We start from the raw sequence: 20,926 nt of genomic DNA, 5'->3' as shown, positions 1-20,926 counted from the left end.
TTAATTACATATAGATAGTAACAAGAAAATAAACCGAAACGCTGTGAATATTTAATGAGTTAGGTCGAAAGACCAAAATAAGGTTAAGTTAATAAGGGCGCACGGTGGATGCCTTGGCACTAGAAGCCGATGAAGGACGTGACTAACGACGAAATGCTTTGGGGAGCTGTAAGTGAGCAATGATCCAGAGATGTCCGAATGGGGGAACCCGGCAGGTAATGCCTGTCACTCATTACTGTTAAGGTAATGTAGAGGAAGACGCAGTGAACTGAAACATCTAAGTAGCTGCAGGAAGAGAAAGCAAAAGCGATTGCCTTAGTAGCGGCGAGCGAAACGGCAAGAGGGCAAACCGAAGAGTTTACTCTTCGGGGTTGTAGGACTGCAACGTGGACTTAAAGATTATAGAAGAACTACCTGGGAAGGTAGGCCAAAGAGAGTAATAGCCTCGTATTCGAAATAGTCTTTATACCTAGCAGTATCCTGAGTACGGCGAGACACGAGAAATCTCGTCGGAATCTGGGAGGACCATCTCCCAACCCTAAATACTCTCTAGTGACCGATAGTGAACCAGTACCGTGAGGGAAAGGTGAAAAGCACCCCGGGAGGGGAGTGAAATAGAACCTGAAACCGTGTGCCTACAACAAGTTCGAGCCCGTTAATGGGTGAGAGCGTGCCTTTTGTAGAATGAACCGGCGAGTTACGATATGATGCGAGGTTAAGTTGAAGAGACGGAGCCGTAGGGAAACCGAGTCTTAATAGGGCGCATTAGTATCATGTCGTAGACCCGAAACCATGTGACCTACCCATGAGCAGGTTGAAGGTGAGGTAAAACTCACTGGAGGACCGAACCAGGGCACGTTGAAAAGTGCTTGGATGACTTGTGGGTAGCGGAGAAATTCCAAACGAACTTGGAGATAGCTGGTTCTCTCCGAAATAGCTTTAGGGCTAGCGTCGATGTTAAGTCTCTTGGAGGTAGAGCACTGTTTGGGTGAGGGGTCCATCCCGGATTACCAATCTCAGATAAACTCCGAATGCCAACGAGATATAATCGGCAGTCAGACTGCGAGTGCTAAGATCCGTAGTCGAAAGGGAAACAGCCCAGACCACCAGCTAAGGTCCCAAAATATATGTTAAGTGGAAAAGGATGTGGGGTTGCACAGACAACTAGGATGTTAGCTTAGAAGCAGCTATTCATTCAAAGAGTGCGTAATAGCTCACTAGTCGAGTGACCCTGCGCCGAAAATGTACCGGGGCTAAAACATATTACCGAAGCTGTGGATACCTTTATAGGTATGGTAGGAGAGCGTTCTATGTGCGAAGAAGGTGTACCGTGAGGAGTGCTGGAGCGCATAGAAGTGAGAATGCCGGTATGAGTAGCGAAAGACAGGTGAGAATCCTGTCCACCGTAAGACTAAGGTTTCCAGGGGAAGGCTCGTCCGCCCTGGGTTAGTCGGGACCTAAGGAGAGACCGAAAGGTGTATCCGATGGACAACAGGTTGATATTCCTGTACTAGAGTATATAGTGATGGAGGGACGCAGTAGGCTAACTAAACCAGACGATTGGAAGTGTCTGGCCAAGCAGTGAGGTGTGATATGAGTCAAATGCTTATATCTATAACATTGAGCTGTGATGGGGAGCGAAGTTTAGTAGCGAAGTTAGTGATGTCACACTGCCGAGAAAAGCTTCTAGCGTTAATTATACTCTACCCGTACCGCAAACCGACACAGGTAGTCGAGGCGAGTAGCCTCAGGTGAGCGAGAGAACTCTCGTTAAGGAACTCGGCAAAATGGCCCCGTAACTTCGGGAGAAGGGGCGCTGACTTATGGTCAGCCGCAGTGAATAGGCCCAAGCAACTGTTTATCAAAAACACAGCTCTCTGCTAAATCGTAAGATGATGTATAGGGGGTGACGCCTGCCCGGTGCTGGAAGGTTAAGAGGAGTGCTTAGCGTAAGCGAAGGTATGAATTGAAGCCCCAGTAAACGGCGGCCGTAACTATAACGGTCCTAAGGTAGCGAAATTCCTTGTCGGGTAAGTTCCGACCCGCACGAAAGGCGTAATGATTTGGGCACTGTCTCAACGAGAGACTCGGTGAAATTTTAGTACCTGTGAAGATGCAGGTTACCCGCGACAGGACGGAAAGACCCCATGGAGCTTTACTGCAGTTTGATATTGAGTATCTGTACCACATGTACAGGATAGGTAGGAGCCTATGACCTCGGGACGCCAGTTTCGAGTGAGGCGTTGTTGGGATACTACCCTTGTGTTATGGCTACTCTAACCCAGATAGGTTATCCCTATCGGAGACAGTGTCTGACGGGCAGTTTGACTGGGGCGGTCGCCTCCTAAAAGGTAACGGAGGCGCCCAAAGGTTCCCTCAGAATGGTTGGAAATCATTCGCAGAGTGTAAAGGTATAAGGGAGCTTGACTGCGAGAGCTACAACTCGAGCAGGGACGAAAGTCGGGCTTAGTGATCCGGTGGTTCCGCATGGAAGGGCCATCGCTCAACGGATAAAAGCTACCCTGGGGATAACAGGCTTATCTCCCCCAAGAGTTCACATCGACGGGGAGGTTTGGCACCTCGATGTCGGCTCGTCGCATCCTGGGGCTGTAGTCGGTCCCAAGGGTTGGGCTGTTCGCCCATTAAAGCGGCACGCGAGCTGGGTTCAGAACGTCGTGAGACAGTTCGGTCCCTATCCGTCGCGGGCGTAGGAAATTTGAGAGGATCTGCTCCTAGTACGAGAGGACCAGAGTGGACTTACCGCTGGTGTACCAGTTGTTCTGCCAAGAGCATCGCTGGGTAGCTATGTAGGGAAGGGATAAACGCTGAAAGCATCTAAGTGTGAAGCCCACCTCAAGATGAGATTTCCCATGATTTTATATCAGTAAGAGCCCTGAGAGATGATCAGGTTGATAGGTTAGAAGTGGAAGTGTGGTGACACATGTAGCGGACTAATACTAATAGCTCGAGGACTTATCCAAAGAAAGTAACTGAGACATATTGACAACGATTTGGTTTCTTGATACAGTATAGATATTCAATTTTGAGTTGAGAATACTCAGAGTTAAGTGACGATAGCCTAGGAGATACACCTGTTCCCATGCCGAACACAGAAGTTAAGCCCTAGTACGCCTGATGTAGTTGGGGGTTGCCCCCTGTTAGATACGGTAGTCGCTTAGCACAAAGGGAGTTTAGCTCAGCTGGGAGAGCATCTGCCTTACAAGCAGAGGGTCAGCGGTTCGATCCCGTTAACTCCCATAGGTCCCGTGGTGTAGCGGTTATCACGTCGCCCTGTCACGGCGAAGATCGCGGGTTCGATTCCCGTCGGGACCGTTCAAGTAGAAATATTTGAGACTCGTTAGCTCAGTTGGTAGAGCAATTGACTTTTAATCAATGGGTCACTGGTTCGAGCCCAGTACGGGTCATATATGCGGGTGTGGCGGAATTGGCAGACGCACCAGATTTAGGATCTGGCGCTTAACGGCGTGGGGGTTCAAGTCCCTTCACCCGCATTAGAAAAGTTAGCCGGCTTAGCTCAGTTGGTAGAGCATCTGATTTGTAATCAGAGGGTCGCGTGTTCAAGTCATGTAGCCGGCATAAAATGCGAACGTAGTTCAGTGGTAGAACATCACCTTGCCAAGGTGGGGGTCGCGGGTTCGAATCCCGTCGTTCGCTTGAGGAGCCGGGGTGGCGGAACTGGCAGACGCACAGGACTTAAAATCCTGCGAAAGGAAACTTTCGTACCGGTTCGATCCCGGTCCTCGGCATAATATAATATTGAGCACCCTTAGCTCAACTGGATAGAGTACCTGACTACGAATCAGGCGGTTAGAGGTTCGACTCCTCTAGGGTGCATTTTATCGGGAAGTAGCTCAGCTTGGTAGAGCACTTGGTTTGGGACCAAGGGGTCGCAGGTTCGAATCCTGTCTTCCCGATTTAGACCTTTGAAAACTGAATAAGAAACCAAGTGCAGGGTTATGATAGAAGAAATTATAACCTGTCAATTTACAAGAATAAATCGTCAGACGACGGTAATGAGTTAACGCTCGAACAATTATTAAATTTTTAATGAGAGTTTGATCCTGGCTCAGGACGAACGCTGGCGGCGTGCCTAATACATGCAAGTAGAACGCTGAAGAGAGGAGCTTGCTCTTCTTGGATGAGTTGCGAACGGGTGAGTAACGCGTAGGTAACCTGCCTTGTAGCGGGGGATAACTATTGGAAACGATAGCTAATACCGCATAACAATGGATGACACATGTCATTTATTTGAAAGGGGCAATTGCTCCACTACAAGATGGACCTGCGTTGTATTAGCTAGTAGGTGAGGTAACGGCTCACCTAGGCGACGATACATAGCCGACCTGAGAGGGTGATCGGCCACACTGGGACTGAGACACGGCCCAGACTCCTACGGGAGGCAGCAGTAGGGAATCTTCGGCAATGGGGGCAACCCTGACCGAGCAACGCCGCGTGAGTGAAGAAGGTTTTCGGATCGTAAAGCTCTGTTGTAAGTCAAGAACGAGTGTGAGAGTGGAAAATTCACACTGTGACGGTAGCTTACCAGAAAGGGACGGCTAACTACGTGCCAGCAGCCGCGGTAATACGTAGGTCCCGAGCGTTGTCCGGATTTATTGGGCGTAAAGCGAGCGCAGGCGGTTTGATAAGTCTGAAGTTAAAGGCTGTGGCTTAACCATAGTTCGCTTTGGAAACTGTCAAACTTGAGTGCAGAAGGGGAGAGTGGAATTCCATGTGTAGCGGTGAAATGCGTAGATATATGGAGGAACACCGGTGGCGAAAGCGGCTCTCTGGTCTGTAACTGACGCTGAGGCTCGAAAGCGTGGGGAGCGAACAGGATTAGATACCCTGGTAGTCCACGCCGTAAACGATGAGTGCTAGGTGTTGGATCCTTTCCGGGATTCAGTGCCGCAGCTAACGCATTAAGCACTCCGCCTGGGGAGTACGACCGCAAGGTTGAAACTCAAAGGAATTGACGGGGGCCCGCACAAGCGGTGGAGCATGTGGTTTAATTCGAAGCAACGCGAAGAACCTTACCAGGTCTTGACATCCCGATGCTATTTCTAGAGATAGAAAGTTACTTCGGTACATCGGTGACAGGTGGTGCATGGTTGTCGTCAGCTCGTGTCGTGAGATGTTGGGTTAAGTCCCGCAACGAGCGCAACCCCTATTGTTAGTTGCCATCATTCAGTTGGGCACTCTAGCGAGACTGCCGGTAATAAACCGGAGGAAGGTGGGGATGACGTCAAATCATCATGCCCCTTATGACCTGGGCTACACACGTGCTACAATGGTTGGTACAACGAGTTGCGAGTCGGTGACGGCAAGCTAATCTCTTAAAGCCAATCTCAGTTCGGATTGTAGGCTGCAACTCGCCTACATGAAGTCGGAATCGCTAGTAATCGCGGATCAGCACGCCGCGGTGAATACGTTCCCGGGCCTTGTACACACCGCCCGTCACACCACGAGAGTTTGTAACACCCGAAGTCGGTGAGGTAACCTTTTGGAGCCAGCCGCCTAAGGTGGGATAGATGATTGGGGTGAAGTCGTAACAAGGTAGCCGTATCGGAAGGTGCGGCTGGATCACCTCCTTTCTAAGGAAAAACGGAATGTACTTGAGTTTCTTATTTAGTTTTGAGAGGTCTTGTGGGGCCTTAGCTCAGCTGGGAGAGCGCCTGCTTTGCACGCAGGAGGTCAGCGGTTCGATCCCGCTAGGCTCCATTGAATCGAAAGATTCAAGTATTGTCCATTGAAAATTGAATATCTATATCAAATTCCATATGTAATTAATTACATATAGATAGTAACAAGAAAATAAACCGAAACGCTGTGAATATTTAATGAGTTAGGTCGAAAGACCAAAATAAGGTTAAGTTAATAAGGGCGCACGGTGGATGCCTTGGCACTAGAAGCCGATGAAGGACGTGACTAACGACGAAATGCTTTGGGGAGCTGTAAGTGAGCAATGATCCAGAGATGTCCGAATGGGGGAACCCGGCAGGTAATGCCTGTCACTCATTACTGTTAAGGTAATGTAGAGGAAGACGCAGTGAACTGAAACATCTAAGTAGCTGCAGGAAGAGAAAGCAAAAGCGATTGCCTTAGTAGCGGCGAGCGAAACGGCAAGAGGGCAAACCGAAGAGTTTACTCTTCGGGGTTGTAGGACTGCAACGTGGACTTAAAGATTATAGAAGAACTACCTGGGAAGGTAGGCCAAAGAGAGTAATAGCCTCGTATTCGAAATAGTCTTTATACCTAGCAGTATCCTGAGTACGGCGAGACACGAGAAATCTCGTCGGAATCTGGGAGGACCATCTCCCAACCCTAAATACTCTCTAGTGACCGATAGTGAACCAGTACCGTGAGGGAAAGGTGAAAAGCACCCCGGGAGGGGAGTGAAATAGAACCTGAAACCGTGTGCCTACAACAAGTTCGAGCCCGTTAATGGGTGAGAGCGTGCCTTTTGTAGAATGAACCGGCGAGTTACGATATGATGCGAGGTTAAGTTGAAGAGACGGAGCCGTAGGGAAACCGAGTCTTAATAGGGCGCATTAGTATCATGTCGTAGACCCGAAACCATGTGACCTACCCATGAGCAGGTTGAAGGTGAGGTAAAACTCACTGGAGGACCGAACCAGGGCACGTTGAAAAGTGCTTGGATGACTTGTGGGTAGCGGAGAAATTCCAAACGAACTTGGAGATAGCTGGTTCTCTCCGAAATAGCTTTAGGGCTAGCGTCGATGTTAAGTCTCTTGGAGGTAGAGCACTGTTTGGGTGAGGGGTCCATCCCGGATTACCAATCTCAGATAAACTCCGAATGCCAACGAGATATAATCGGCAGTCAGACTGCGAGTGCTAAGATCCGTAGTCGAAAGGGAAACAGCCCAGACCACCAGCTAAGGTCCCAAAATATATGTTAAGTGGAAAAGGATGTGGGGTTGCACAGACAACTAGGATGTTAGCTTAGAAGCAGCTATTCATTCAAAGAGTGCGTAATAGCTCACTAGTCGAGTGACCCTGCGCCGAAAATGTACCGGGGCTAAAACATATTACCGAAGCTGTGGATACCTTTATAGGTATGGTAGGAGAGCGTTCTATGTGCGAAGAAGGTGTACCGTGAGGAGTGCTGGAGCGCATAGAAGTGAGAATGCCGGTATGAGTAGCGAAAGACAGGTGAGAATCCTGTCCACCGTAAGACTAAGGTTTCCAGGGGAAGGCTCGTCCGCCCTGGGTTAGTCGGGACCTAAGGAGAGACCGAAAGGTGTATCCGATGGACAACAGGTTGATATTCCTGTACTAGAGTATATAGTGATGGAGGGACGCAGTAGGCTAACTAAACCAGACGATTGGAAGTGTCTGGCCAAGCAGTGAGGTGTGATATGAGTCAAATGCTTATATCTATAACATTGAGCTGTGATGGGGAGCGAAGTTTAGTAGCGAAGTTAGTGATGTCACACTGCCGAGAAAAGCTTCTAGCGTTAATTATACTCTACCCGTACCGCAAACCGACACAGGTAGTCGAGGCGAGTAGCCTCAGGTGAGCGAGAGAACTCTCGTTAAGGAACTCGGCAAAATGGCCCCGTAACTTCGGGAGAAGGGGCGCTGACTTATGGTCAGCCGCAGTGAATAGGCCCAAGCAACTGTTTATCAAAAACACAGCTCTCTGCTAAATCGTAAGATGATGTATAGGGGGTGACGCCTGCCCGGTGCTGGAAGGTTAAGAGGAGTGCTTAGCGTAAGCGAAGGTATGAATTGAAGCCCCAGTAAACGGCGGCCGTAACTATAACGGTCCTAAGGTAGCGAAATTCCTTGTCGGGTAAGTTCCGACCCGCACGAAAGGCGTAATGATTTGGGCACTGTCTCAACGAGAGACTCGGTGAAATTTTAGTACCTGTGAAGATGCAGGTTACCCGCGACAGGACGGAAAGACCCCATGGAGCTTTACTGCAGTTTGATATTGAGTATCTGTACCACATGTACAGGATAGGTAGGAGCCTATGACCTCGGGACGCCAGTTTCGAGTGAGGCGTTGTTGGGATACTACCCTTGTGTTATGGCTACTCTAACCCAGATAGGTTATCCCTATCGGAGACAGTGTCTGACGGGCAGTTTGACTGGGGCGGTCGCCTCCTAAAAGGTAACGGAGGCGCCCAAAGGTTCCCTCAGAATGGTTGGAAATCATTCGCAGAGTGTAAAGGTATAAGGGAGCTTGACTGCGAGAGCTACAACTCGAGCAGGGACGAAAGTCGGGCTTAGTGATCCGGTGGTTCCGCATGGAAGGGCCATCGCTCAACGGATAAAAGCTACCCTGGGGATAACAGGCTTATCTCCCCCAAGAGTTCACATCGACGGGGAGGTTTGGCACCTCGATGTCGGCTCGTCGCATCCTGGGGCTGTAGTCGGTCCCAAGGGTTGGGCTGTTCGCCCATTAAAGCGGCACGCGAGCTGGGTTCAGAACGTCGTGAGACAGTTCGGTCCCTATCCGTCGCGGGCGTAGGAAATTTGAGAGGATCTGCTCCTAGTACGAGAGGACCAGAGTGGACTTACCGCTGGTGTACCAGTTGTTCTGCCAAGAGCATCGCTGGGTAGCTATGTAGGGAAGGGATAAACGCTGAAAGCATCTAAGTGTGAAGCCCACCTCAAGATGAGATTTCCCATGATTTTATATCAGTAAGAGCCCTGAGAGATGATCAGGTTGATAGGTTAGAAGTGGAAGTGTGGTGACACATGTAGCGGACTAATACTAATAGCTCGAGGACTTATCCAAAGAAAGTAACTGAGACATATTGACAACGATTTGGTTTCTTGATACAGTATAGATATTCAATTTTGAGTTGAGAATACTCAGAGTTAAGTGACGATAGCCTAGGAGATACACCTGTTCCCATGCCGAACACAGAAGTTAAGCCCTAGTACGCCTGATGTAGTTGGGGGTTGCCCCCTGTTAGATACGGTAGTCGCTTAGCGTTTATCCGCCATAGCTCAGTTGGTAGTAGCGCATGACTGTTAATCATGATGTCGTAGGTTCGAGTCCTACTGGCGGAGTATAATTCTTATTGCTAGACGCAGGTCTAGCTTTTTTTTGTTAAGTTATTTACTTGTTAAAAGTTTAAATTTCAGATATGATAATACTATATTTTAAATTGAGAGGTATTCTATGTCAAATTTTGCATCTGCTTTTACACCTATTTCTGTTTCTTCGGCTAAGGAGAATATTGATACAGCTGAAAAATTTATTTTATTTATTGGACGTCCTTCTTGTCCATATTGTCAACTTTTTGAACCTAAATTATCAAATGTGGCACGTAATTCAAATCTTACTATTTTCTATATTAATAGCGAAAATAGTGAAGAATTAGAAGATATTCAAGCTTTACGTAAAAGATATGGTATTGCTACAGTTCCTGCTCTCTTTGTTTCAGAAAATGGTGCTGCTAAGGTTGTATGTGACTCTTCTCTTTCTGAGGATGATATTTTAGATTTTATTTCTTAGTCTTTTTGGAGGTTCTTATGTTTATTTGTAAACACGAGGTCCAGTATTATGAAACAGATCGAATGGGTATTACTCATCATTCTAATTATGTTCGATGGATGGAAGAGGCGAGAACTTTTTTTCTAAGAGAGATAGGTTGGCCTTATGAAAAAATTGAAGAGGAGGGAATTATCTCTCCTGTTACTTCAATTTCCTGTGACTATAAAGCTACTTCTACTTTTGCAGATGTAATTTCTATCGAGATTAATGTTAAAAGAGTTAAATCTGCTAAACTTACTTTTGTATACAATATGGTAAATCAAAACGGAATCCTTGTTTGTACAGCTGTTTCTGAACATAGTTTCTTGTCTAAGGACGGTGGTTTTGTCAATCTTAAAAGAGATTACTCGTCATTTTTTAATCTTTTAAAAGAGCATTCAGTTATGTAATAAAAAAGAAGAAAATCAAATCGATTTTCTTCTTTTATTCGGCAAGGAGTTTTTGATAAATAGCTAAATTTTCATCATCAAATACGTTAAATATTACTTTTTTTATTATACTTGATTCGTCAATAAAGGTTTTGACTGTTTGAATGGCGATTTTGGCAGCTTCTTGTTTTGGAAAATTGAAATCTCCAGTTGATAGACATGGTATAGCAATTGATTCAATGTTATTTTTCTCAGCTAGTGCTAATACTGAAAGATAACTTTTTGCTAAAAGATCTTCATCAATTTGTGTCGGTTGGTCTACTATTTTTGGACCTACTGTATGAATGACAAAGGCAGAAGGAAGATTGTAAGCTGGGGTGATTTTAGCCATGCCAACGGGTTCTTCATATCCTTGTTCTAAGATGAGCTCGAAACAAGCTTGGCGTAACTGAACACCTGCGTATGTATGAATAGCGTTATCTACACAATCATGAAGTGGTTTCATACATCCAAGTAAGGTTTTATTAGCTGCATTTACGATTGCATCTACTTCGAGTCTTGTAATATCACCTTTCCAGAGGTAGATTCGATCATCTTGTGGAATGGGCTGGAGCGAACTGAGTTGTACAAATCCTCTTTCCCCTTTTCTAACTTGTAGGTAAAGGTCTTGGATTGTTAAGAATTGTGTTGATGCTGCCATTGGTTTACGTGTATTAAAGAGTGCTCTGAGAAGTTTTTGTTTTTCCTCGAGTTCTTCTGGGATAATCAAATCATGTAATTCTAGATTTTCTTTTTTGAGTTCACCTATGAGATAGGTAATCATTGCATCTTTATCCATATTTACTCATTTCTATTTTTATAGTTTGTTATTATTATACTCCTAAGACTGCCTGTGGGCAAGTGATGTCTATGATAGGTAATGACTAATATTTGATAAGAATTTTTTATGTATGTGTCAAATTCTTGCAATAGCCTTTAGAATCATATAGAATAGGTCTACAAAAGTTTTATAATGTCTAGGAGGATGATTAAATGACACAAGTAGTAACAGATGCTACATTTGAACAAGAAACAGCTGAAGGCCTCGTTTTGATTGATTTTTGGGCAACTTGGTGTGGGCCTTGCTTGATGCAAGCACCAATTCTTGAGCAACTTTCTGAAGAAATTTCAGAAGATGAACTTAAGATTGTTAAAATTGATGTTGATGAGAACCCAGAAACAGCTCAGAAGTTTGGAATTATGTCTATTCCAACTTTACTCTTCAAAAAAGATGGTGAGGTTGTTAAGCAAGTAGCAGGTGTACATACAAAAGAACAAATTAAAGCTATCGTTGCCGAGCTTAGCTAACTAATCGTCACAGTCCCGTTTGGGGATTTTTATTTTTAGTTTATTCAAACGACGAGGAGAATCATATGTCTTATTCATTTCAAAATCCTAGTGATGAGGTTATAGAATCTTATTTAAAATCTGCAAAGACGATTGCAATTGTTGGTTTATCTCATCGCAAGGAGGCAGCATCTTATCAGGTTGCTCATTTTCTACAAGCTGCTGGTTATCGTATTATACCAGTAAATCCCAAACTAGAAGGTCAGGAGCTTCTAGGAGAGCATGTTTATGCTCATCTTAAAGATATCCCATTTTCGATTGATATTGTTGATGTATTTAGACGAAGTGAGCTTTTACCAGATGTTGCCTATGATTTTCTTGAAACGGATGCAACAGTTTTTTGGAGTCAAATTGGTCTTGAGAATGAGGAGGCTGAGACTATTCTTCGTCAAGCGAATAGACAGGATATTGTAATGAATCGTTGTACAAAGAGAGAATATATGCGACTCTTTGTTTAATAAAATGAAAAGGTGAGTGAGCTATGCTCGCTCGTTTTTGTTATAATAGAGCTATGATTGAAATTTTTGATACGCATACCCATCTTAATGTGGATAATTTTGCAGGAAAAGAACAAGAAGAAATAGATTTTGCAGCTGAACTAGGTGTTGTTAAAATGAATATTGTTGGTTTTGATAAACCAACAATAAATAAATCTTTAGCACTATCAGAGAGATATGATCAATTATATAGTACGATTGGATGGCATCCTACGGAAGCGGGGTCCTATTCTCAGGAAATTGAGGATATGATTGTATCACAATTAGATAATCCGAAAGTAGTGGCACTTGGGGAAATCGGTTTGGATTATTATTGGATGGAAGATCCTAAAGAAACTCAGATTGATGTCTTTAAGCGTCAAATAGCTTTGTCAAAGGAACACAATTTACCTTTTGTTGTCCATACACGTGATGCACTTGAGGATACTTACGCTGTTATTAAAGAAGTTGGTGTTGGTCCTCGTGGGGGGATTATGCACTCATACTCAGGATCCCTAGAAATGGCTCAAAAATTTGTTGATCTTGGAATGATGATTTCATTTTCAGGTGTTGTAACTTTTAAGAAGGCTTTGGATGTCCAAGAAGCTGCTCAGAAGTTACCTTTAGATAAGATTCTGGTTGAAACGGATGCACCGTATTTGGCACCTGTTCCCAAACGTGGTCGTGAGAATCGTACAGGCTATACACGTTACGTAGTAGACAAGATTGCTGAGCTTCGTGGTTTAACGAGTGAAGAAGTGGCTAGGGCTACTTATGACAATGCGATGAGGATTTTTGGTCTGGATGAATAGAATAAAGATTCAAGAAGTCATCGTCGTAGAAGGTAAGGATGATACGGCAAATTTGAGACGTTTTTATGAGGTGGATACCTATGAGACTAGAGGATCCGCTATTAATGAGGATGACTTAGAGCGTATCGATAAGCTTAATGACTTACGCGGAGTGATTGTTTTTACTGATCCAGACTATAATGGTGAACGTATCCGTAAAATCATTATGGAAGCTGTTCCGACAGCAAAGCATGCTTTTTTAAACCGTGGGGAAGCAACACCAAAATCTAAGACTAAAGGTCGTTCATTGGGTGTTGAGCATGCGAGTTTTGAGGATCTTCAAAAGGCCTTATCTGTAGTTTTAGGTAGTTACGATGATGATAATCAGTTTGATATTAGTAAATCAAATCTTATGAAGTTAGGGCTACTAATGGGAGCAGATAGTCGAAAGCGTCGAGAATATTTGGGCGAGGTGCTCCGTATTGGTTATTGCAATGGGAAGCAGCTTTTAAAGCGTTTGGAATTGTTTGGAATCACATTAGAGGAGCTAGAAGAGGCTATGTCAAATTACTAGATTACCAGTGATTTTAACATCAAATCGCTACTAAGTAGCTTATTATTGAGGTTGGGATAATTAAGGGTTTGGACCTGTTTTGTGTCCAAGTATAAAAATCGTGAAAATAATAAGAAAAGAGAATAAATGAGAATTGCAGATTATAGCGTGACCAAGGCTGTCCTTGAACGCCATGGCTTTACCTTTAAGAAGTCTTTTGGACAGAACTTCTTAACAGATACAAATATTTTACAAAAAATTGTTGATACGGCAGAGATCGATAAAAATGTCAATGTAATCGAAATTGGACCTGGTATCGGAGCATTAACAGAATTCTTAGCTGAAAATGCTGCGGAAGTTATGGCTTTTGAAATTGATGATCGGTTGGTTCCGATTTTAGAGGATACATTACGTGATCATGAAAATGTTAACGTAATTAATGAAGATGTTCTCAAGGCGGATTTACAGACACGTGTCAAAGAGTTTAAAAATCCAGAACTACCAATTAAGGTAGTCGCCAATTTGCCATATTATATTACGACGCCAATCTTGATGCATTTGATTGAGAGTAAGATTGCTTTTGCAGAATTTGTTGTTATGATGCAAAAAGAGGTTGCTGACCGCATTTCTGCAGAGCCTAATAGCAAGGCTTATGGTTCTCTATCAATTGCTGTGCAGTATTATATGACTGCTAAAGTGGCATTTGTTGTCCCTCGTACAGTCTTTGTACCAGCCCCGAATGTTGACTCAGCAATTTTGAAGATGACGCGCCGTGAACAACCGTTGGTTGAAGTTAAAGATGAGGATTTCCTTTTCCGAGTGGCTAAGGCTAGCTTTGTCCATCGTCGTAAGACATTGTGGAATAATTTAACAAATCATTTTGGTAAATCTGAAGAAGTGAAAACCAAACTTGAGCAGGCTTTGGAAATTGCTGATATAAAACCTTCTATTCGTGGAGAGGCTCTATCTATTTCTGATTTTGCACACTTATCAGATGCTTTGAGTGAAGCAGGTCTATAATTCAAAAATCCCACTGAATTTCAGTGGGATTTTTAGCTATGCGGAGAAAGGGATTTGAACCCTCACGCTTGAAAAAGCACATGCGCCTGAAGCATGCGTGTCTGCCATTCCACCACCTCCGCAGTGATAGGATTATTATACTGCAAATTACTAAAAATGCAAGGAGCTTAAGGAAATGGAAATGTGGTTTGTTTTGGATCAGAAAAGCGTGTTGTTTTGTGGTATAATAGGGCTATTAAACGATTGAGGAGTTCACTTGCAAGGAAGAATTATCAAAGCACTGGCAGGTTTCTATTATGTAGAGCATGATGGTGTTGTATACCAGACGCGTGCGCGAGGAAATTTTAGAAAAAAAGGACAAACACCTTACGTTGGGGATTTTGTCGAATTTTCAGCAGAGGAAAATTCAGAAGGCTATATCCTTAAAATTGGTCAACGAATCAATAGCTTAGTGCGCCCACCCATTGTCAATATAGATCAGGCTGTGGTCATTATGTCTGCTAAGGAACCGGATTTCAATAGTAATCTTCTGGACCGTTTTTTGGTTTTACTAGAGCATAAAAATATAAAACCTGTAATTTATATTTCTAAGATGGATTTGGTTGAAGATGATTCAGAAATGAAGGCTATTCAAAAACAGTATCAAAAAATTGGTTTTGATTTTGTCTTCAGTTTGGAAGAACTATTGCCGCTCTTGACTAATAAAATAACAGTCTTTATGGGACAGACAGGTGTTGGAAAATCAACCTTGTTGAACCGTATTGCCCCAGAGTTGAAGTTGGAAACAGGTGAGATTTCAGACAGTTTAGGTCGTGGACGTCATACTACAAGGGCTGTAAGTCTTTATGATGTTCATGGAGGGAAGATTGCTGATACACCAGGATTCTCTTCGCTAGATTATGAAGTGGATAATGCCGAGGACTTGAGTGAAGCTTTTCCGGAAATCCGTCAAGCTAGTCATGGCTGTAAATTCCGTTCTTGTACCCATACCCATGAGCCTTCTTGTGCTGTTAAGGATGAGGTTGAAGATGGCCAAATTTGGCAAGTCCGTTATGATAATTACCTTCAATTTTTAAGTGAAATTGAAAACCGTCGTGAAACATATAAAAAAACTGTAAAAAGAAAGTAGGTCTCTCATGTCTTATAAAATTGCTCCGTCTATCCTAGCTGCTGACTATGCTAATTTTGCTTCAGAACTAGCTCGTATTGATGCATCAGGTGCGGAATATGTTCACATTGATATTATGGATGGTCAATTTGTCCCTAATATCAGTTGGGGAGCAGATGTGGTCGCTAGCATGCGTAAACATAGCAAGTTGGTTTTTGATTGCCACCTTATGGTTGTTGATCCTGAACGTTATGTGGATGCCTATGCACAAGCAGGTGCAGATATCATGACTATTCATGTTGAAGCCACTAAACATATCCATGGTGCCCTCCAGAAAATCAAAGCTGCTGGTATGAAAGCAGGTGTTGTGATTAATCCTGGAACCCCAGTCGAGGCACTTATTCCTGTACTTGATTTAGTGGATCAAGTACTTATTATGACTGTAAATCCAGGTTTTGGTGGTCAGGCGTTCATTCCAGAAATGATGTCTAAAGTAGAGCGTGTTGTGGAGCTTCGCGAAAAAGGTGGCTATTCATTCGATATTGAAGTTGATGGTGGTGTAGATAACAATACTATTGCAGCATGTGCCAAGGCGGGGGCTAATGTTTTTGTAGCAGGCTCTTACCTCTTCAAAAATCCTGATTTGACAGCCCAAGTTCAAACGCTTCGTGATGCTATTGATGCCTAAAATAGCTTTATTTGTCGGTGGTGAGCTAGAGTGGTTCACTACCGATTTTGATTATTTTGTTGGGGTGGATCGTGCTTGCTTACGTTTGTTGGAGTTAGGTTTGCCGCTTAATCTGGCTGTCGGAGACTTTGATTCAGTATCTCGGTCAGAGTTAGAGATGATTCAATCAGCTGCTAAAGAGTGTAGGATTGCTCCAGCTGAAAAGGATGACACGGATACAGAGTTAGCCCTAAAAATTGTATTTCAATTATATCCTGAGGCGGAAGTAACTATTTTCGGTGCTTTTGGTGGCAGAATTGATCATATGTTATCAAATCTATTTTTGGTCAGTGATCCTGAATTAGCTCCTTTTATGAGGCATATCTGTTTGCAGGATAAGCAAAATAAGATTACTTATTATCCAGAAGGAAGTCATAACTTGTTACCAGAACCTGGAATGACATATGTTTCTTTTTTACATGAAGGTGATGGAGAACTGACGATTTTGGGAGCAAAATACGAATTAACTAGTATGAATTATTTTCAAAAGAAAATTTACTCTAGTAATGAATTTGTTGATGGTCCAATTCAAGTGATTGTGCCAAATGGATATGTGATTGTCATCCAGACTAAAGATAGGAGTTAGTATGATCTATCTACTTACACTTTTAACTTTATTAAGTTTTGGGATTCTTATTGTTCTTTTCTTGAGAAATATGGAGTTAAAAGAACAGATTAATAAGGGTTTGGAAGAAAATGCAGATAATCTTTCAGATCAAATTTCGTTTCAATTGGAAAGTTTTGCTAAGACAAACCAACTGGAAACGACAAAGCAATTGAACCAATTGCAGATGGAACTATACCAACAGTTGACAGATATCCGAGAGGTTTTACATCAAAATTTGTCTGATAATCGAGACCGCTCCGACCAACGCCTTGAGCAAATAAACCAAAGCTTAACCAAAGCGGTTAAAGATATGCAAGATTCCAATGAGAAACGTCTGGAACAAATGCGTCAGACAGTTGAAGAGAAACTTGAGCAAACCTTACAAACACGTTTACAAGCCTCTTTTGAGACGGTTTCAAGACAATTAGAGTCGGTTAACCAGGGCTTGGGGGAAATGAAAAATGTAGCCAAGGATGTTGGAAGTCTTAACAAGGTCCTTTCAAATACAAAAACACGAGGTATTTTGGGAGAGCTTCAATTAGGGCAAATTATTGAAGACATATTGACTGTTAATCAGTACGAGCGAGAATTTCCTACGGTATCAGGTTCAAGTGAACGAGTTGAATATGCAATCAAAATGCCAGGAAACCATAAAGACGAATATATCTACCTTCCCATTGATTCTAAGTTTCCTTTGGAAGATTACTATCGTCTGGAAGATGCTTATGAGTCTGGTAATAAAGAGGAAATTGAGAATCACCGTAAGTCTCTTTTGACTAGTATTAAGCGATTTGCCAAGGATATTAACAAGAAGTATCTTAACCCACCTGAAACCACAAATTTTGGTATATTATTTTTGCCGACGGAAGGACTTTATGCTGAGGTAGTACGCCAACCAGCCTTCTTTGACGCCCTTCGTCGTGAGGAAAATATTGTTATCGCAGGGCCGTCAACTTTATCAGCACTCTTGAATTCATTGTCCGTAGGATTTAGAACTTTGAATATTCAAAAGAATGCAGATGATATTAGTAAGGTTTTAGGCAATGTCAAACTAGAATTTAGCAAGTTTGGAGATATGTTAGCTAAAGCTCAGAGACAATTGAATACAGCAAGTAAAACAGTCGATAGTCTTCTCAACACAAGGAGTAGGGCAATTGTTAGAGCTCTTGATACAATTGAAACCTATCAAGACAGTGCGACACAAAGTTTGTTAGATTTACCACGATTAGAAAACGAGGACAAGCATGAAGATTAATCAAATGAAAAAAGACGAGTATTTTGAAGGTTTTTATCTGATTAAGCGTGCAGAGGTACGTAAGACAAGAGCAGGAAAGGATTATATTGCCTTTACTTTTCAGGATGATACTGGAGAGATTTCAGGAAACCTGTGGGATGCTCAGCCTTATAATGTCGAAGAATTTACCGCAGGTAAAGTAGTGCATATGGAGGGGCGTCGAGAAGTTTATAATAATACTCCTCAGGTAAACCAAATAACCTTACGCTTGCCTACATTTGGTGAGCCAAATGATCCAGCTGATTTCAAAGAGAAACCACCAGTAAATCCTTCTGAAGTACGCGAATACCTAGAGCAAATGATTTTTAAGATTGAGGAAGCAACTTGGCAGCGTGTTGTTCGTGCTCTTTATCGAAAGTATAATAAAGAGTTTTTCACTTTTCCAGCTGCTAAAACAAATCACCATGCTTTTGAAAGTGGACTAGCCTATCATACGGCTACTATGGTTCGCCTAGCGGACAGCATTGGAGATATTTACCCAGAGCTCAATAAGAGTCTACTTTTTGCAGGGATTATGCTTCATGATTTAGCTAAGGTTATTGAACTTACTGGTCCTGAAAATACTGAGTATACGGTTCGTGGAAACTTGATTGGTCATATTGCTTTGATTGATGAAGAAATCACTAAGGTGCTCATGGAGCTCAATATTGATGATACGCGTGAGGATGTCGTTGTTTTGCGTCATGTCATTCTCAGCCACCACGGACAACTAGAGTATGGTAGCCCAGTGCGACCTCGTATTATGGAAGCAGAAATTATTCATATGATTGATAATCTTGATGCCAGTATGATGATGATGACGACAGCCCTTAACCTAGTAGGTCCAGGAGAAATGACAAATCGTCTCTTTGCTATGGATAATCGTTCTTTCTACAAGCCAAAATTTGATTAAAATCGAAATTAAGCGAGCATTTCATATGAAAATGTTCGTTTTTTGCTGTATTATGGTATAATAGTTAAAAAGTACAGAAAATATAGGTAACATATGAAATTAAAACGAAGTGAGCGCATGGTAGTGATTTCAAACTACCTGATTAATAATCCTTATCAATTGACAAGCCTCAACACCTTTGCAGAACGTTATGAAGCTGCAAAGTCTTCAATCTCAGAAGATGTTGCTATCATTAAAAAAGCTTTTGAGGAAAGTCAAATAGGAGAAATCGAAACAGTAACTGGTGCATCTGGTGGCGTTATGTTTACACCGACTATTTCTGATGAAGATGCAAGAAGTCTGGTTGAAGATCTTTGTAAACGTCTTTCCGAGAGTGATCGTATCTTACCAGGTGGTTATCTCTACCTATCTGATTTATTGAGTACACCGTCTATTTTAAAAAATGTTGGTCGTATCATTGCCAGTGCCTTTAAAGGACAAAAAATTGATGCCGTTATGACAGTTGCAACCAAAGGAGTTCCTTTAGCAAATGCAGTAGCAGATGTCTTGAACATTCCATTTGTTATCGTTCGTCGTGACTTGAAAATTACAGAAGGTTCAACCGTATCGGTAAACTACGTTAGTGGTTCAAGTGATCGTATTGAAAAGATGTTCCTTTCAAAACGTAGTTTGAAACCAAATAGCCGCGTCCTTATTGTTGATGATTTTCTTAAAGGTGGCGGTACCATTACGGGTATGATTAGCTTGCTTTCAGAATTTGATAGTGAGTTAGTAGGTGTAGCTGTATTCGCAGAAAATGCTAAAGGCGATCGTGATATCCATGAATATAAATCATTACTTACTGTTTCTGACATCGATGTAAAAGCACAGAAGGTAGAAGTTGAAGTCGGTAATATTTTTGATAAATAATTAATCTACGATAGTATTCCTAATTTAACGATTAGGAATTTTTCTTTTTAACAAGAAAGTCTTGACAATAATCATCAAAAAATGATACTATATTAGACAGTACTTTTTACTTTTGGTCTCTCAAAAGTGTACAGAGACGTGCTGACATAAGTTGCAAAAGTACACAAAGATATGGGCTGTCACCAAGTGCCATATCAACCAAAAATAAAAAAACACAGGAGAATGTAGATGCCTACAATTAACCAATTGGTTCGTAAACCACGTCAATCAAAAGTTGTTAAATCTAAATCACCAGCTTTGAACGTTGGTTACAACAGCCACAAAAAAGTTCAAACTAACGTATCTTCACCACAAAAACGTGGTGTTGCAACACGTGTTGGAACAATGACACCTAAGAAACCTAACTCAGCCCTTCGTAAATTCGCTCGTGTACGTTTGAGCAACCTTATCGAAGTTACTGCTTACATCCCAGGTATCGGACACAACCTCCAAGAACACAGCGTTGTTCTTATCCGTGGTGGACGTGTAAAAGACCTTCCAGGGGTACGTTACCACATCGTCCGTGGTGCACTTGATACTGCAGGTGTAGCTGATCGTAAACAAAGCCGTTCTAAATACGGTGCTAAACGTCCTAAAGGATAAGAAGGGAGATAAGATAAAATGAGTCGTAAAAATAGAGCGCCTAAACGCGAAGTATTGGCAGATCCATTGTACAATTCAAAAATCGTTACACGTCTTATCAACCGTGTAATGCTTGACGGTAAACGTGGTACTGCTGCAACAATCGTATACGATGCTTTCGAGCAAATCAAAGAAGCAACTGGAAACGATGCTCTTGAAGTATTTGAAACAGCTATGGACAACATCATGCCTGTACTTGAAGTACGTGCACGTCGTGTCGGTGGTTCAAACTACCAAGTCCCAGTTGAAGTTCGTCCAGAACGTCGTACAACTCTTGGTCTTCGTTGGTTGGTTAACGCATCACGTGCGCGTGGTGAACACACTATGAAAGATCGTCTTGCAAAAGAAATCATGGATGCTGCAAACAACACTGGTGCATCAGTTAAGAAACGTGAAGATACTCACAAAATGGCTGAAGCAAACCGTGCCTTTGCACACTTCCGCTGGTAATCATAAGTTTCAAGCTGAATTACAGTCATATATTCATAAGCTAAGATTATGGATTTGTAATAGGCTGACTCTGAATTTAAATAATATTATTCATATCATTTGAAAACCAGTTAA

At 42.6% G+C, this 20,926-nt stretch carries 16 protein-coding genes, 12 tRNA genes and 5 rRNA genes; 31 read left to right on the top strand and 2 right to left on the bottom strand.

What is annotated here, in order from left to right:
- Nucleotides 1-81 precede the first annotated feature (81 nt).
- The 18 genes from NYE32_RS09235 (at nt 82) to NYE32_RS09150 (ending at nt 9,939) form a co-directional block, all read left to right on the top strand.
- Nucleotides 82-2,981, top strand: a 23S ribosomal RNA gene (locus tag NYE32_RS09235).
- A gap of 83 nt (nt 2,982-3,064) precedes the next feature.
- Nucleotides 3,065-3,180 (top strand): 5S ribosomal RNA (rrf, locus tag NYE32_RS09230).
- Nucleotides 3,181-3,185: 5 nt separating this feature from the next.
- Nucleotides 3,186-3,258, top strand: a tRNA-Val gene (locus NYE32_RS09225).
- 2 nt (nt 3,259-3,260) lie between these two features.
- Nucleotides 3,261-3,333 (top strand) — tRNA-Asp (locus NYE32_RS09220).
- 19 nt (nt 3,334-3,352) lie between these two features.
- Nucleotides 3,353-3,425, top strand: a tRNA-Lys gene (locus NYE32_RS09215).
- 5 nt (nt 3,426-3,430) lie between these two features.
- Nucleotides 3,431-3,512, top strand: a tRNA-Leu gene (locus NYE32_RS09210).
- 12 nt (nt 3,513-3,524) lie between these two features.
- Nucleotides 3,525-3,597 (top strand) — tRNA-Thr (locus NYE32_RS09205).
- 6 nt (nt 3,598-3,603) lie between these two features.
- Nucleotides 3,604-3,675: transfer RNA gene (locus NYE32_RS09200), tRNA-Gly, on the top strand.
- Between the two features lie 6 nt (nt 3,676-3,681).
- Nucleotides 3,682-3,767: transfer RNA gene (locus tag NYE32_RS09195), tRNA-Leu, on the top strand.
- A gap of 14 nt (nt 3,768-3,781) precedes the next feature.
- Nucleotides 3,782-3,855, top strand: a tRNA-Arg gene (locus NYE32_RS09190).
- A gap of 6 nt (nt 3,856-3,861) precedes the next feature.
- Nucleotides 3,862-3,935, top strand: a tRNA-Pro gene (locus NYE32_RS09185).
- 129 nt (nt 3,936-4,064) lie between these two features.
- Nucleotides 4,065-5,612, top strand: a 16S ribosomal RNA gene (locus NYE32_RS09180).
- A 54-nt stretch (nt 5,613-5,666) separates the two neighbouring features.
- Nucleotides 5,667-5,739 (top strand) — tRNA-Ala (locus NYE32_RS09175).
- A gap of 146 nt (nt 5,740-5,885) precedes the next feature.
- A 23S ribosomal RNA gene (locus tag NYE32_RS09170) occupies nt 5,886-8,785 on the top strand.
- Nucleotides 8,786-8,868: 83 nt separating this feature from the next.
- Nucleotides 8,869-8,984: ribosomal RNA gene (gene rrf, locus NYE32_RS09165) — 5S ribosomal RNA — on the top strand.
- The 16S, 23S and 5S rRNA genes sit together here with 11 tRNA genes alongside, the layout of an rRNA operon.
- 5 nt (nt 8,985-8,989) lie before the next feature.
- Nucleotides 8,990-9,063, top strand: a tRNA-Asn gene (locus tag NYE32_RS09160).
- A 112-nt stretch (nt 9,064-9,175) separates the two neighbouring features.
- Nucleotides 9,176-9,511: a conjugal transfer protein TraF gene (traF, locus tag NYE32_RS09155; protein ID WP_060971720.1), complete on the top strand. Its 336-nt coding sequence runs from the start codon at nt 9,176-9,178 to the stop codon at nt 9,509-9,511.
- 17 nt (nt 9,512-9,528) lie between these two features.
- Entirely contained in the window at nt 9,529-9,939 is a 411-nt protein-coding gene (locus tag NYE32_RS09150) for an acyl-CoA thioesterase (RefSeq protein WP_073689893.1), read from the top strand.
- 34 nt (nt 9,940-9,973) lie between these two features.
- Here the strand turns inward: NYE32_RS09150 and NYE32_RS09145 are convergent, their stop codons facing one another.
- Nucleotides 9,974-10,756: a protein-ADP-ribose hydrolase gene (locus NYE32_RS09145; protein WP_073689894.1), complete on the bottom strand. Its 783-nt coding sequence runs from the start codon at nt 10,754-10,756 to the stop codon at nt 9,974-9,976.
- A gap of 194 nt (nt 10,757-10,950) precedes the next feature.
- On the opposite strand from NYE32_RS09145, the gene trxA reads away from it, so the two are divergent.
- The 5 genes from trxA to rsmA all read left to right on the top strand — a co-directional run bounded on the left by trxA (nt 10,951) and on the right by rsmA (nt 14,144).
- Nucleotides 10,951-11,265, top strand: coding sequence for a thioredoxin (trxA, locus tag NYE32_RS09140; protein ID WP_002884315.1), 315 nt, complete (start codon nt 10,951-10,953; stop codon nt 11,263-11,265).
- A 65-nt stretch (nt 11,266-11,330) separates the two neighbouring features.
- Entirely contained in the window at nt 11,331-11,762 is a 432-nt protein-coding gene (locus NYE32_RS09135) for a CoA-binding protein (RefSeq protein ID WP_002891932.1), read from the top strand.
- Nucleotides 11,763-11,815: 53 nt separating this feature from the next.
- On the top strand, nt 11,816-12,592 hold the full coding sequence (locus NYE32_RS09130) for a TatD family hydrolase (RefSeq protein WP_037599169.1): 777 nt from the start codon (nt 11,816-11,818) through the stop codon (nt 12,590-12,592).
- Nucleotides 12,585-13,145 (top strand): ribonuclease M5, encoded by a 561-nt coding sequence (gene rnmV, locus NYE32_RS09125; RefSeq protein WP_156685214.1) that lies wholly within the window; start codon nt 12,585-12,587, stop codon nt 13,143-13,145. Before NYE32_RS09130 ends, rnmV begins: the two co-directional genes overlap by 8 nt.
- A 126-nt stretch (nt 13,146-13,271) precedes the next feature.
- Nucleotides 13,272-14,144: a 16S rRNA (adenine(1518)-N(6)/adenine(1519)-N(6))-dimethyltransferase RsmA gene (rsmA, locus tag NYE32_RS09120; RefSeq protein WP_061652507.1), complete on the top strand. Its 873-nt coding sequence runs from the start codon at nt 13,272-13,274 to the stop codon at nt 14,142-14,144.
- A gap of 39 nt (nt 14,145-14,183) precedes the next feature.
- On the opposite strand, the gene NYE32_RS09115 is transcribed toward rsmA, so the two are convergent.
- Nucleotides 14,184-14,266, bottom strand: a tRNA-Leu gene (locus NYE32_RS09115).
- A gap of 134 nt (nt 14,267-14,400) precedes the next feature.
- On the opposite strand from NYE32_RS09115, the gene rsgA reads away from it, so the two are divergent.
- The 8 genes from rsgA (at nt 14,401) to rpsG (ending at nt 20,812) form a co-directional block, all read left to right on the top strand.
- Nucleotides 14,401-15,273 carry a ribosome small subunit-dependent GTPase A gene (gene rsgA, locus NYE32_RS09110; RefSeq protein ID WP_073689895.1) on the top strand — a complete coding sequence of 291 codons (873 nt, stop codon included), beginning with the start codon at nt 14,401-14,403 and terminating at the stop codon, nt 15,271-15,273.
- A gap of 7 nt (nt 15,274-15,280) precedes the next feature.
- Nucleotides 15,281-15,940 (top strand): ribulose-phosphate 3-epimerase, encoded by a 660-nt coding sequence (gene rpe / locus NYE32_RS09105; RefSeq protein ID WP_002884311.1) that lies wholly within the window; start codon nt 15,281-15,283, stop codon nt 15,938-15,940.
- On the top strand, nt 15,933-16,565 hold the full coding sequence (locus NYE32_RS09100) for a thiamine diphosphokinase (protein ID WP_037598492.1): 633 nt from the start codon (nt 15,933-15,935) through the stop codon (nt 16,563-16,565). The genes rpe and NYE32_RS09100 overlap by 8 nt, the downstream gene beginning before the upstream one ends.
- 1 nt (nt 16,566) lies before the next feature.
- Nucleotides 16,567-17,841 (top strand): DNA recombination protein RmuC, encoded by a 1,275-nt coding sequence (locus tag NYE32_RS09095; RefSeq protein WP_037598490.1) that lies wholly within the window; start codon nt 16,567-16,569, stop codon nt 17,839-17,841.
- Nucleotides 17,831-18,772, top strand: coding sequence for a 3'-5' exoribonuclease YhaM family protein (locus NYE32_RS09090; RefSeq protein ID WP_002884679.1), 942 nt, complete (start codon nt 17,831-17,833; stop codon nt 18,770-18,772). The genes NYE32_RS09095 and NYE32_RS09090 overlap by 11 nt, the downstream gene beginning before the upstream one ends.
- A 93-nt stretch (nt 18,773-18,865) precedes the next feature.
- The gene (gene purR, locus NYE32_RS09085) at nt 18,866-19,681 is read left to right on the top strand and encodes a pur operon repressor (protein WP_002891918.1); all 816 of its coding nucleotides are present in this window, start codon (nt 18,866-18,868) and stop codon (nt 19,679-19,681) included.
- Between the two features lie 228 nt (nt 19,682-19,909).
- A complete protein-coding gene (rpsL, locus tag NYE32_RS09080) occupies nt 19,910-20,323 on the top strand; it encodes a 30S ribosomal protein S12 (protein WP_002884809.1) in 414 nt (137 codons plus the stop codon).
- 18 nt (nt 20,324-20,341) lie between these two features.
- Nucleotides 20,342-20,812, top strand: a complete 471-nt coding sequence (gene rpsG, locus NYE32_RS09075) for a 30S ribosomal protein S7 (RefSeq protein WP_002884746.1) — start codon at nt 20,342-20,344, stop codon at nt 20,810-20,812.
- Nucleotides 20,813-20,926 lie beyond the last annotated feature (114 nt).

Origin of the sequence: Streptococcus sp. FSL R7-0248, assembly GCF_037967965.1 — a bacterium.
Classification (GTDB): Bacteria; Bacillota; Bacilli; order Lactobacillales; family Streptococcaceae; genus Streptococcus.
This window is presented reverse-complemented; position numbering and strand designations above follow the sequence as displayed.